Origin of the sequence: Anabaena azotica FACHB-119, from assembly GCF_014697625.1 — a bacterium.
Classification (GTDB): domain Bacteria; phylum Cyanobacteriota; class Cyanobacteriia; order Cyanobacteriales; family Nostocaceae; genus Trichormus; species Trichormus azoticus_A.
This window is the reverse complement of sequence record NZ_JACJSG010000030.1, coordinates 87,023-100,376: the sequence shown is the minus strand read 5'-3', so window position 1 is coordinate 100,376 and position 13,354 is coordinate 87,023. Positions and strand designations below refer to the sequence as shown.

At 39.1% G+C, this 13,354-nt stretch carries 12 protein-coding genes; 6 read left to right on the top strand and 6 right to left on the bottom strand.

From position 1 onward, the window contains the following. Positions 1-132 precede the first annotated feature (132 nt). Positions 133-690 (top strand): YidH family protein, encoded by a 558-nt coding sequence (locus H6G83_RS21230; protein WP_313936651.1) that lies wholly within the window; start codon positions 133-135, stop codon positions 688-690. A 664-nt stretch (positions 691-1,354) separates the two neighbouring features. After that, complete coding sequence (locus H6G83_RS21225; RefSeq protein WP_190475956.1) at positions 1,355-2,005, top strand: sigma-70 family RNA polymerase sigma factor; 651 nt, start codon at positions 1,355-1,357, stop codon at positions 2,003-2,005. A gap of 366 nt (positions 2,006-2,371) precedes the next feature. On the opposite strand, the gene H6G83_RS21220 is transcribed toward H6G83_RS21225, so the two are convergent. From H6G83_RS21220 to H6G83_RS21210, 3 genes are all read right to left on the bottom strand, one after another. Continuing rightward, positions 2,372-4,558, bottom strand: coding sequence for a tetratricopeptide repeat protein (locus tag H6G83_RS21220; RefSeq protein ID WP_190475955.1), 2,187 nt, complete (start codon positions 4,556-4,558; stop codon positions 2,372-2,374). Between the two features lie 111 nt (positions 4,559-4,669). Continuing rightward, on the bottom strand, positions 4,670-6,634 hold the full coding sequence (locus tag H6G83_RS21215) for an MFS transporter (protein ID WP_190475954.1): 1,965 nt from the start codon (positions 6,632-6,634) through the stop codon (positions 4,670-4,672). Positions 6,635-6,643: 9 nt separating this feature from the next. Continuing rightward, positions 6,644-7,234 carry a Crp/Fnr family transcriptional regulator gene (locus H6G83_RS21210; RefSeq protein WP_190475953.1) on the bottom strand — a complete coding sequence of 197 codons (591 nt, stop codon included), beginning with the start codon at positions 7,232-7,234 and terminating at the stop codon, positions 6,644-6,646. 413 nt (positions 7,235-7,647) lie between these two features. Here H6G83_RS21210 and H6G83_RS21205 point away from each other — a divergent pair, with 413 nt between their 5' ends. Both H6G83_RS21205 and H6G83_RS21200 read left to right on the top strand, forming a co-directional pair. Beyond that, positions 7,648-7,902 carry a hypothetical protein gene (locus H6G83_RS21205; protein WP_190475952.1) on the top strand — a complete coding sequence of 85 codons (255 nt, stop codon included), beginning with the start codon at positions 7,648-7,650 and terminating at the stop codon, positions 7,900-7,902. 236 nt (positions 7,903-8,138) lie between these two features. After that, positions 8,139-8,663 (top strand): GNAT family N-acetyltransferase, encoded by a 525-nt coding sequence (locus tag H6G83_RS21200; RefSeq protein WP_190475951.1) that lies wholly within the window; start codon positions 8,139-8,141, stop codon positions 8,661-8,663. Between the two features lie 265 nt (positions 8,664-8,928). On the opposite strand, the gene H6G83_RS21195 is transcribed toward H6G83_RS21200, so the two are convergent. Then, on the bottom strand, positions 8,929-9,150 hold the full coding sequence (locus H6G83_RS21195) for a DUF4327 family protein (protein ID WP_190475950.1): 222 nt from the start codon (positions 9,148-9,150) through the stop codon (positions 8,929-8,931). A gap of 425 nt (positions 9,151-9,575) precedes the next feature. Here H6G83_RS21195 and H6G83_RS36000 point away from each other — a divergent pair, with 425 nt between their 5' ends. Further along, positions 9,576-9,698 carry a hypothetical protein gene (locus H6G83_RS36000; RefSeq protein WP_277876389.1) on the top strand — a complete coding sequence of 41 codons (123 nt, stop codon included), beginning with the start codon at positions 9,576-9,578 and terminating at the stop codon, positions 9,696-9,698. Between the two features lie 154 nt (positions 9,699-9,852). Here the strand turns inward: H6G83_RS36000 and H6G83_RS21190 are convergent, their stop codons facing one another. Beyond that, positions 9,853-10,722 carry a polyphosphate kinase 2 family protein gene (locus tag H6G83_RS21190; protein ID WP_190475949.1) on the bottom strand — a complete coding sequence of 290 codons (870 nt, stop codon included), beginning with the start codon at positions 10,720-10,722 and terminating at the stop codon, positions 9,853-9,855. Between the two features lie 170 nt (positions 10,723-10,892). After that, a complete protein-coding gene (locus H6G83_RS21185; protein ID WP_190475948.1) occupies positions 10,893-11,378 on the bottom strand; it encodes a hypothetical protein in 486 nt (161 codons plus the stop codon). A gap of 272 nt (positions 11,379-11,650) precedes the next feature. Here H6G83_RS21185 and H6G83_RS21180 point away from each other — a divergent pair, with 272 nt between their 5' ends. Next, on the top strand, positions 11,651-13,333 hold the full coding sequence (locus H6G83_RS21180) for a DUF1565 domain-containing protein (protein WP_190475947.1): 1,683 nt from the start codon (positions 11,651-11,653) through the stop codon (positions 13,331-13,333). The last annotated feature ends 21 nt before the right edge of the window (positions 13,334-13,354 follow it).

Sequence of the window (13,354 nt, the reverse complement as noted above, 5' to 3'; positions counted from 1 at the left end):
AACATGGAGGCATGGCTGCGGGGGTGGTTTCTTTCATGAGCTTTTTTTAACGTGAAACCTATGCTAGTTAAACATTATACCCCTTTTTGCTCTCTAGTTTTGTTTAAGTCCCGTTAAAATAAAATTTGAAAAATGAGTAAACAAAATAAATATTTCTTGCGAGTGCGACTATCTTACCCGTGGCAGATTATTTGGAAAGATATTTGCCGTTATTCTGCTATTTTGGGAAGAAAAGCCTCCTTGATTACCAGGGAATTGTTGATGCTGTTAAAGCCAAAAAATACAGAAGAACTACAAGAGAAAAAAAAGGCGGCAAAATTAAATCCGTCAAGAGTCCGTGATCATTTAGCAAACGAGCGCACTTACCTAGCTTGGATGCGAACAGGGATAGCCCTATTAGGTTTTGGGGTTGTGATTGTGCGTTTACGGTCATTTCAAGTACCCTTAGTCCCCCGTCCTGGTACTGGCTGGAAGTTAGGTTTAGTATTCTCTTTGGTAGGTCTGATCACAGTATGGCTATCAACAGGGCATTATTTTACTGTGCGTCGTGATATCGAGGAAGATACTTACGAACCGGCAGATCGTTGGGTAATTATTTTTAGCCTAGCTGTGATGATTTTGGGGGCTGGGGTTGTTTATTTTGTATTTACAAGTCCTTTAGATCCCTTGAGTCCAGTGATTCCTGAGTAATTAAAAGTCATTAGTCATTAGTTATTAGGACTTACGCAAGTGTCATAATCAAAGTAACTGTAGGGTGCGTCAGCCCCAATAATTTCGTACAGATTCAAGGATTTTACACATCTGACGCACCCTAGTGGCGTGGCAAGCTTAAAATGTTGCATTAATTAACCACAGAGGCACAGAGACACAGAGGTTAGAGAGGAAACTTATTGCACTATTTTAGCCTTGCCACGCTACTAGTGGCGTGGCAAGCCTAAACTTGTGCATTAGCGAAAAATCTATCATCTTGTTCATCTGCGTTCATCTGCGTTCATCTGCGTTCAAATTTATCCAAACCTATTGCCACATTTTAGCCTTGCCAGTCCACTAGCCCATGTGCCAGTTGCGTAAGTCCTGGTTATTAGTCATTAGTCCATAGAAAGGGGAAAGGGAAAAGGTTTCTCTCTTTCCCCTTTTACCTTTTCCCGCTTGTTCCCCACTTCCTACTGAAGCGAAAAGGCTCTTTAGTATTAAGTTTTCTAATTCACTCAGTACTTATTACTTATTTATGCCTATATTCTTAGTTCAGAGGTAACATTACGATACAGATGTATCCTCTGGAGCATTGTGACACGTAATACTAATATATTCTTGCTGCTTTTAACGCTTTGTTGCTTTCTTCGCTCAGATGATTATGGTTGAATTTGATGAACAGCTACGCTGCTTAGTTGCCCAAGCCTGCGGACATCCACCCGGAAGCCCCCAGCGTCAAAAGCTGCTCACACAAATTATTCGCTTGACTTCCCGTAAACTTTGGAGAGAAAACACCTCTTACTATCAAGACGCACTGCAACAAACTTGGTTGTATTTTTGTCGCAACGTTTGTGAAGGTTTGACAGGACAAAAGTATGATCCTACCTACGGTAGTGTGATTACCTGGTTAAACGCATATCTAAAGCGTAGGTTACAGGACTTTTACCTCAACCAGAACAAAGAACAAGCGACAACAGTATCTCTAAGAGTCCGCCAATCTAAATCAGGTGACAGTAGTGAAGTTATTGATCCTGTTGAGAATTTGGCTGCTGCGCCCGAATCACCCCCTATTCTGGACGAGTTAGAAACTTGGGTAAATACAGACTCAAGTGGAGAACTACGCAGTACTCATATTAAAGGCCGTCCTGATGTGAACTGTCAGGTGCTAATTCTCAAGCGCTTACCCCCCGAAGTGAGTTGGAAAGAATTGTCTGAGCAATTTGGCTTACCAATCCCCACTTTAAGTAGTTTCTATCAACGTCAGTGTTTACCACGCTTACGAAAGTTTGCTGAAACAGAAGGTTTAATTTGACAATTGATTCATAATAAATCTTGGCGACAAGTGGATAGCTTTAGGGATGTAAATAAATTCCTAAATAATCTGTCTGTCGCATTCTTTTTTGATTTTTGGTAAAAATCACCGTAGTGGACTGGCAAGGCTAAAATGTGGCAATAGATTTGGAAAAAATTGAACGCAGATGAACGCAGATGAACGCAGATGAACAAGATGATAAATTTTTCGCTAATGCACAAGTTTAGTCTTGCCACGCTAGTAGTAGCGTGGCAAGGCTAAAATAGTGCAATAAGTTTCCTCTCTAACCTCTGTGTCTCTGTGCCTCTGTGGTTAATTAATGCAACATTTTAAGCTTGCCACGCTACTACTAACTGATAAGTTACATCACGTAACCTCTAGCTCTCCACTGTCTGAAATTAGTTGTTGAAATTGTTTATTATCTGCAATTTCATCAAAATCTATATCAGTTGCAGCATCTTCTTTATATCGAGGATTGATAATAATTGCCTGTTGTAGATTGGCTAAAGCTAAGTTAACTTCTCGTTGCAAGGCATAACAAGCAGCTTTATTATAATAAGCACTGGCGTAGTCTGATTTAATTTCTAGTGCTTTATCAAAAGCAATTATTGCTTCATCATCAAGTCCTAATCTGACTAGGCAGTATCCGCGTTTATCCCAGATTTTAGGGGAATTAGGTGGGAATTGTAAGGCTTTGTCAAAAGAGGCGATCGCATCTTCGTATTCTTCCAGTTCTATCAACGCCAAACCGCGATTTAACCAAGCAACTCCATCATCTGGTTTAACTTGCGTAGCTTTATCAAAGGCGGCGAATGCTTCTTTATGTCTGCGGATATTGCCAAAGGCTACACCTAAATCACACCAAGCTTGATGATAGTCTGGTTGGATTTTAATAGCCTGATTGTAGGATTTTATTGCATCTTTGAAGCGTTTTAATTTTGCTAGGGTAAGACCCAGCTTAAACCAAGCGACAGCATCGTTAGCTTGGATTTTAACAGCTTGTTCGTAATAGGCGATCGCTTCTTCATAACGCTTTTGAGAAAATAGATTATCTCCCTGTGCAATACATTCATCAAATCTGACTTCTAGCTGTTTAGTTTCATCTGTTAATTCTTCCGGCTGAGGTTCTTGTATTGGTTGTATTTCTGTTACCACAGCAGGTTGATTTTCTGCTAACTCTTGCAGAATTGCATCCTTGCGTTGTTGAGCATCTAACTGTAATTGAAAGAGTTGATTGACAAATTCCGCTTCTAGTTTTTCTATTCTTTCTAGAATTTGTTGTTGAGTATTAGATTGTAATTCTGAAAACTGGGAAACAAACTCTGTGCCAGATTTTTCTAACTTCTCGATGATTCTTTCTTTATTACTTTCAGCAGTGGTTTTTAATTCAGATAGATATGATGCAAACTCTGATTGTAATTGGATTAATTCTTGCCCATTTTGTAGCTGTAATTCTGATACTTGAGCCTGGAATAATTTCCGCAATTCTTCTAAACTTTGTAAAACTCTATCTTTTTCCAGTTGTGCATCTGACTGCCATTGATGTAAGATATCATTCAGGTTATTTTTATCATTCTGTGCTACTAGTTGCAATTCAGCGACCTGAGAATTAAAAGCATTTGCTAATTCTTGAATCTTCCCTAGCTGAATGTCTTTCTCTTTTTGTAAATCTCCCTGTAATTCTAATTGCCAGCGAGTGATATTATCAACCAGACTATTTTTTTGTTGCTGAATTTCCGCCTGTAAATTTAATAGATGATTATCAAATTCAACCTTGGCAGTATCTATATTTCCTAAAGCTATCTGCTGGTGTTTCTCGGCTTCTTTTTGTATTTCTGTCAGTTGATGATTCAATAGTGATTCTAGCTTGACTATATTTTCTAAAGTTATATCTCTTTGCTTTTGCGTATCTAACTCAGATTGAGATAATTTATTGGCAAATTCCACGACTAAAGTTTCTATTTTGCTTTGAAACTTAGTAATCTCTGCTGTTATTTGTGCGAAATTATCAGTTTTTTCTTGTAGTAATTCAGAGGTAAAAATAGATAAATTTTCTTGTTCAAGTCGAATTTTTTGCTGTAGAGTTTCTGTTTCTCTTTCTAATAGTCGATTGATACTTTTTACATCTTGGATAAGATTTTCCGCATCTTGCTTAACAATGACTAACTGACTTTCTAGTTTTTCTATTCCCTCAAACTGGGACATTGCTCTATTGACAATCTCCCGAATGGCTACTCGCCGCAATAGCCAAAATAAAGCAATGATGGCAATGGGGAATAAACTGAGAAGCACTAGCCAGATATTGAAGAGGATGGTTGTACGATTAAAGCGTTGCTCAAGATCAGCTTGGATTTTTGTGTTATCTCTTTTTTCTGCACGCAACCTTGTTAATTCTTCTCTTTCTTTATTTGTGAGTGCTTGAGCAACTATTTGTTGTTGTGAGGTGGATGCTGTAGCTTGTACAGGGCTAATATCAGCACACAGCAGCAAAGGCGAAAAGACTAATGCGCTTTTCAAAATTACGGATACAACAAATTGATTCTTGCTCGTCATCACAACCATCCTAATTTGTTGGTCAATTTTGCAAGCGGTGTGCTTCTCTCCTAATCTATAACAGAATTTTGTTGTCAAAGACGATGCAGCCTGATTTTTACCTTAGCACAACTACAGTCCTGGTCGGAGAATCTTCTCGGCTACTTGGGGAAACCAGCGCTGGAGGAAAAACAGCAGTTTAGTTTTACCGATACGCATTTCATAGCGATCGCTTGTAAAATTATGCCAAAATTCATCTACTAGGGCTTCGGGTGATATTTTCCCTTTACCCCGTCCTTGAGTCATGGGTGTATCAACTAAAGGCGCGATAATCTCAAACACTTTAACAGATGTTGTTTCCAATTGCCATCTTAAGGCTTTAGTGGCAATATGCAGTCCAGCTTTACTACCGCAGTAGACAGGCGCAGTTTGTTTCGGTACTAGTCCCAAGCCAGAGGAAACATTGATAATAGCAGCTTCGGGCTTTGTCCGCAGATGAGGCAACATTAGTTTAATCAATTGCAATGGGGCGATTAAATTAGTATGTAGTTCTGTCTCAATTAACTCTGGTGTGATCTCTGAATTTACAAATTCGTAGTTATATTGAATCCCAGCATTGTTAATTAGAATATTGACATTTGAGTAGCGCTTAACTAACTGTTGTAGCTGATGTAAATCTGTGATATCAGCAACTTCCGTAATTACCCCAGGTAATATTTCTTTTGCAGCAGCTAATTTCTGGGGATCGCGCCCAGTAATAATCACTGTATTTTGCGCTTGCAGGAATTTTCTTGCCAATGCTAAACCAATTCCTGATGAACCTCCAGTAATTAAAACTGTGTTGCTGTGAGTTGACATGGGTGATTTTTTTACCGATAAATTAACAGCAACCGCAGCCAGTAGCAGTTGGGGTACACACAACCAATAAGGTGTAGCTGGATGAAGATGATATAACCAACCTGCTAACAATGGTGCTATCATTCTGGCTAAAGCTTGTACTGTTTGAATATTGCTGTTAATCCGTCCTTGAATTTTTTCACTCACAGTTTTGGAGATTAATCCAATTAAGGCTGTTTCTGCTAGGGGCTGTCCAATTCCTACCAGTACAATACCTATGTAGATGACTATTACTGAACCAGTGATGGCAAACACACCATACAAACTAAAAGCCAAACTGGTAATTAATGCACCCAAAAATGCCAGGCGATTTTCGCCCCATCTGGGCAATAACCAGGGAATAATTATTGCTTGATCGACTACGCTGATGATACCAAATAGGGCAAATAAAGGGGCAATTTGTGATGCTTGCCAGTTAAATTGCTCATTTGCTAAAGCAGGTAAGTTAGAAATGAGTGCAAACATAGCCAGATTGACGATGAAAAAGCTCAACATCAGCCAGCGCAGATGCGGTAATGTTAAACTGGCTTGCAGTTGGGTGAAGGGATTCAATTGAGCAAAACTAGGTTTGGGAGAACGCTGTGATGATGGTAAAGTTTCTGGCATGGCGAAATAACCCCATACCAAGGCTATAAAAAAAGCGATCGCCACAAAATACAAGGGTAAACTAGGATCAATGCCAGACAGTACCCCAGCCAAAACGGGGCCGATAATTAACCCTATGGCAATCATCGCACTCACCCAGGAAAAAGCGCGGGTTCGTTGTTGATGGGTGGTAGTATCTGCGATCGCTGCAAACACCATACTTGCAGTACCATCGGTTAATCCCACAATCACCCATCCCGTAAATAGTAAGCCTAATGTACCCCCAACGCCAAAGATGAAATATCCCAAACTAGCCCCAAACAGGCTTACCAGCATCATAAATCGCCGCCCGTAAACATCACTCAGACAGCCCATTCCCGGTAATGTCAAAAATTGGGCTAGTGAGAATGAGGCATATAGCAACCCAACTTCCCAAGCTGTGCCGCCATAAAGCTCCACCAGGGTCGGTAAAATGGGATTTAGGACTCCGAAGCCAAAAAATGCCAAAAAGCCTGTATAAAGGAGAAAAGGGGGAATTTTTGTCTTGACCATTGTGAGTGCGATCGCATTTCCAAACATTTTTTTCAAATTAATCTGGAACAATGGCGCAGTCATTAACTTATGTTAATTAAGCTGAAGATTTTTCCGAATCCGACTGAGAGATACAGGTGAAATCCCTAAATAAGATGCAATGTGATATTGCTTAACTCTGCAATCTAAATCAGGATACTCCAGCAAAAAATTTTTGTACCTTGTTGTTGCATCATCAAGAAGTAACTCCGCCTCGCGTTTCTCTTTCTTGATATACAAAGCCTCAACGAATTTATGATTAATTGTCTGCCAGCATGAATTTTCTGCACATAATTGTAGATACTGGCTATAATCTGCAACTAACAATGATGAGTCTTCCAAAGCTTCAATAAAAAATGGCGCAGGTTGTTTTAAAATTAATGCGCTATAGGCAGTAACAAAATGGTTTTCTAAACAAAATGATTTGGTAAACTCAGTACCTACAGAATTGACGTAGTAGAGACGTAAAATACCAGAAACAACAAAGCCAATTTGCGAGGGAATATCCCCCGCACGTATCAAAAACTCACCAGTGTTTAAGGTTCGTGGCTGGAAGATGCAGGTTAATTTCGCAAGTTCATCTCTGGGAATATCGGTGAGAGTTTGTAGAACATTGCTAAGTTGCAGATAGGCGGGAGTCAGCATATGGTAGGGGACAGTAAGACTTGTAGCAAAGCACTTTTCATCTGGATGAGGTACATTATTCTAGCCTCTCTCAACCTGTTCTGTGTGTTACCGAAAAAAGCTGTATTGACGCTTCTTTCTCCCCCACCATGCGCCGTCAGGACTGATAACTGATTCAAGTCTTACACTCATGTTTATAGGTAGTTATTAACACTTACCCAGGAAAACGAAAAATTAAGTATTTTGCCGAGGGTGTTGCTGTTCAACCCTTTAGTCCCTAAATTATGTAGTAATATTACAAATTATTTTTAATTATAATTTTGTTCACAAATCCTCACATTCAACAACTATTCTCAAGATAGATTTAAATATTAATACGATTGTCAATCGACTTGAATGATGTTAGCAATTCCTTTTAAGGAAGGATGTGATATATGATTACTTGTCCTTGCTGTTCTAGGTTACTATTGCCGCATATACGCAGTGATGCACAAATTCACTGGTTTTGTCGCCACTGCTGGCAAGATATGCCAGTGTTTTCCATAAATACGCCTGTTTATTTCACGGGAATTATGGTCGAGAGGTTTTCTCACAATTTTCACAACCAACAACAGTCCCATAACTTTGACTCTATCAGTCAGCGTCAAACTATTAATGGATGGGTAGCTTTACAAGATGTTTCGGTCTAAGTCAGTGTTAACAATGGGCTACATTTATGCCCTTAATAATTCAGTGCCTACACCTTTCGTGAGTTGTTATCTACTTTTTTAAACCCTCGACTAACGCGAGGGCTTTTCACAGTATCTGCAATTTTGAATCAACTATTTATAGATTACATTAACTGTTTCTTGCCCATTGCTTACTTTTACTTTTTTATTAAAAATATTAAATATCTCAGAAAAGCAAAAAATAAAGATTGTCACTTATGGAGAATCTAGGAAAAGTAAGTTTAGAGTCTAAAAGACTGATTTTACAACCGATTTTATTGGAATATACAGAAGATGTATTTCGAGAATTTACAAGTGAAATTACCACTTTTATGTATCCGAAACCAGCCTCCAGTCTTGGTGAAACTGAAAATATCATTAAAGATATGATTTTACAACGAGAAAATCACACCAACCTAGTATTGGTGATTCTTAAGAAGGATAGTTTAGAGTTTTTAGGAATTTGCGAAGTTGGTGCTATTAACACTGATACACCGGAGTTAGGAATTTGGCTCAAAAAATCCGCTCATGGTCATGGTTTTGGTAGAGAAGCAGTTTATGTACTTAAAAATTGGGTGGATAAAAATTTGAAATATAATTATCTATCCTACCCTGTTGATAAAAGAAATATCCCCAGTCGGAAAATTGCAGAAAGTATTGGGGGTAAGGTATTTCGTGAGTTTCAACAGATTAATAAGAGTGGTCATCTTCTTGATGAGGTTGAATATAGAATTTATAAATAAACGGCATATCCTGCTAAATAAGCTATGCCGGAATAAGTCTTATTGTGATTACTCTAAAACAGTCGTCCTTTGCACTCCCTAACCCGTTTTCAATTTAGGAAACAAGTTTTATCGTAAATAAAAGGGTTTAAGACCCCTACGTCTATACGTAGTATCAGTTTCAGTCGGGGTTTAAATCCCCGTCTGTTCGCGTAGCGTGCCGTAGGCAAAATGTCTTTAATGCGCGAATTTTGAATGCGCGAATTTTGAATTGTTAATTATAGGTTTAGTCTTCTTCCCATTTTTCCTGACTCAACAAGTCAATAACTCTATCTCTGAGCAAAAATTCGTTTTTTTCTAACTCTAATTCAAAAAAAGCCCAGTCGCGCTCTGGAATATATTTACACAAAGCATAAATTGGTTGTTGACGATTCACAAGCCCCTTAGCGATAAGGAGACGCGCTTCATCCTTGATAACCTCAATATCGTATTTGACAGCAGTATCCATAGCTTTTCCCTTTACTCTTGCTCAAGGAATTAAGAGTTAAAGTAATAAATACCTTGACTCCAATTTAACTTTATCAAAAAAATGTGAAGAAATCTTGAAGATACCCCACAGAAAAATATCCTTACATGACTTATTTTTCTGTCTTAGGGTAGAGTTGTTTTGTTTATTTTATTAATAAAATGATTTAATTTAATATATTATCTTAACTAATCATAAATTATCAATATCATATATATATACTCTTATTTATGAAATACAGCATAATTCTTTCTACAAAAGTAGAATTTGCTAGTTACTTTCAATTTTATAGAAAGCTAGAGTAGACCGCATATACTTGACATTTGCTGTACCTGTTAACCATATTATCTTATCAAGATTTATAGGCGCTATGCCTCATTCCAAAGTTATAATCAGGACTTTTAACAGTGAACAGTTATCAGTTATCAGTTAAATACCTTGGTGAAACACCACATCAATTGTTAGAGGGCGTATTTTGGCGCTTGTTTTTCCGCCACCATACGCCGTCAGAACGGATAACTGATAATTGATGTAATTACTATAGGACTTACGCAAGTGTCATATTCAAACTAACTGGAGGGTGCGTCAGCCCCAATAATTTCGTACAAATTAGAGGATTTTTCACATCTGACGCACCCTACTATTGTGGCTAGAGTGTTGACTACTAACCTATTTAGCTATTAATTAATCTTCTTGCTCCAAAATACTTTTAGCCTTCAAAAGTTCTTGGTAATGTTCTTCGCTGACCGTGGGATATTTGAGGTTTAGCTGCTGTAATCTGCTACAGATAATATCAGATACTACTAGACGTGAATACCATTTGCGATCGGCAGGGACAATATACCAAGGAGCATAATTTGTACTCGTATTCTGAAAAACATCCTCATAAGCCTGCATATAATCATCCCAAAAAGCTCGTTCACGCACATCATTGACTGAAAACTTCCAGTTTTTATCAGGGTATTTAATGCGTTCTAAAAAACGTTTCTTTTGTTCATCTTTAGAAACATTTAAAAAGAATTTAAGAACAACAACACCATTATTGACTAAGTATTTTTCAAAATTATTGATTTCCTCAAAACGCTGTTTCCATATCTGATTACCTTTATAATTTTGAGGAAGACTCTGTTTTTTTAAAATTTCTGGATGTACTCTAACCACTAGTGTTTCTTCATAATATGAACGGTTAAATATACCAATACGTCCCCGTTCTGGTAAAGCCTTTGTTGCACGCCAAAGGTAATCATGGTCTAATTCTTCATCACTAGGAGCTTTAAAACTAAACACCTGAAATCCTTGGGGATTTACACCAGACATTACGTGTTTAATCGTGCTATCTTTGCCAGCAGCATCCATTGCTTGAAAGATAATCAACAAGGCGTAAGTATTTTGGGCATAGAGGGTATCTTGATATTTAGCTAGTTGTTGGATATTCTCTTGTAGTTTTTGGGCTGCATCAGCTTTTTCGTGATAGCCATCCTGATAAGCTGGGTCATAATTTTTTCGGAGAGAAACTTTTGACCCTGGGGGAAAAATGAAAGCATCCTGGTTCATATTAAAAATGAGGGGAAAGGTGAAAGGGGAAAGGGGAAAGGGATGAATAGGTCGCGTATAAGGTGCGAGGTTTTTACCTTTCCTTTTCCTCTTAATTTAAATCAAGTTACCAATTGATAAATCCTCTTTGTTATATAATCTCAAAGACATTGATTAATTTGAGACTTGTCTTATTTCTTAACTGATTGTTTTTGATATGGAGGACGCATTGCTTCTCGACCTAAGAGAAACATCCCCGCTACACCCAAGTTGACAAACCAAATATATTGATACCAGTATTGGCGAATCTGCTCAACAGTATTTAATTCTGGATGTAGGGTGTTCAAATAAAGTACCAGCACTAGCACTATCAACGCACCAAAACCGACAAAACTTAACCCGATAAAAATTCTCGCAGGTCGCAATTCCCAGTCGCTAATTTCCTCAAGGTCAATTTTGGCTAATTCTTGTAAAGATTCATCTGCAACTGTAGAGGCTGCCTGTAAGCTATTGCTCAATTTGGGAGGTAAAATTGGGGTTAGCGTTGCAACAGTTGGGCGACGTAGTAAAGCCTCAGTATTTCGCAAAATTTCTAATGGCTGACGACTTGTAAGCGATCGCCTAAATTCTACATTATCTGTAGCAGTCGGGGCGGTGGTTTTGCTTTCAAAATCCATAGCAAGCCAGATCAGTAACAGGATTACCAATAGCCTAGCGAATCAACTTGGACTAATGCAAATAGTTTGTCTGTTGATACTGGGTGGTGAGGGTGTGAGGGAAGAATTTAGCTGTTAGTCTTTCCCCTACACCCCTAAACCCCTATACCCTTATACCCCTATTTCTGGAATATCTCTAGCTTATTTGGTAGTCAATGTTGCAAATTTTAGCGATCGCCATCTATCCTCAAGGTTAGCGCTAGGATGGCTATATATTGCTCAATGGTATAAATATGGCGCAAACTTTTTACGTGAATCCCGCTACAGGCAATGATACTAACCCCGGTAGCCAGTCAGCCCCATTCAAAACAATTACCCAAGCCCTGAAAGTCTCCGCTTCTGATACGACAATTCAACTGGCGGAAGGTAATTACAATGCTGCAAGTGGTGAAGTTTTCCCTCTGACGATTCCATCTACTTTCAAGATAGTAGGAAATGAAGCCAACAAAGGTAGAAATATTTTAATTGAAGGTAGTGGTAACTACCTCAGCCGTACTTTTGCAGGGCAAAATGTTACCTTTGTACTGTTAAATAACTCCCAACTGCGCGGCGTAACTGTGACAAATCCCGCTAGCCGTGGTAGTGGTGTTTGGATAGAATCAACTACGGCGACTGTGGCTAATTCTACCTTGATTAATTGTAAACGCGAAGGCGTATTTGCTACAGGCGATGCTAACCCTGTAATTACTGGTAATGTATTTACAGAGAATGCCGCTAATGGAATTGCGATCGCTAAAAACTCCAAAGGACAAATTCAAGGTAACACTTGCTTCAAAACTGGCTTTGGTATCGCTGTTAGTGATACCGCATCACCCACCATCGCAGATAACAGAATTTACGAAAACCGTTCGGGAATCATCATTTCTGGGGCTGCTAGTCCTATTTTGCGTAATAATCTCATAGAAAATAATACTGACGATGGTTTGACAGTCATTGGTAGCGCCCTACCGGATATCGGTAAAACTAACAGCCCAGGCGGCAATATTTTCCGCAATAACGCCAAGTTTGATTTGCAAAGTACTAGTTCCAATAAGTTGGTTTCCACAGGTAATCAAATAGATGCAACCAAAGTTGCAGGAAATGTAGAGGTAATAGTTAGTCAACTTCCCACACCAACACCCGCACCCACGCCCACACCAACACCTGCGCCTGTACCAGTACCAACACCCGCACCCACCCCAACACCTGCGCCTGTACCAGTACCAACACCCGCACCCACACCAACACCTGCGCCTGTACCAACACCCACACCAACACCTGCGCCTGTACCAACACCAACTCCCATACCAACCCCTGCACCCGCACCAACACCCACACCAACACCTGCACCTATAGAATTAAAAGATATTGGTAATCATTGGGCTGCACCATTTATTCGGGAGTTAGTCCAACAAGGTATAGTTACCGGCTTTCCAGATGGTACATTCCGACCAGATGCAACAATGACAAGGGCGCAATATGCAGCCTTACTAGTAAAAGCTTTCAACCCATCACCAAATCGGGCTGTAGTTAGATTTAAAGATGTACCGGAAAAGTTATGGGCATTTAAGGTGATTCAACAAGCATACCAAGGTCTATTCCTTTCTGGTTTTCCTGATAATACCTTCCGTCCCAATGACAATATCCAACGTGTACAAGTAATAGTCTCACTAGTCAACGGACTGGGACTCAGCTTGTCGGGTGATGTCGCCAAAGCTATCAAAATATTTGAAGACCAAGCTAAAATTCCAGATTACGCCAAAGACGAGATAGCCAAAGCCATAGAAAAAGGGATTATCGTTAACTATCCCAATGTCAAACAACTCAACCCTACCCGCGATGCTACACGTGCAGAGGTAGTGGCGATAGTTTATCAAGCTTTAGTAGATGCTGACCGTGTAGCAGCAATTGATTCACCTTATATCGTCAATGCTTAATTACAGTTGACAGTTAACAGT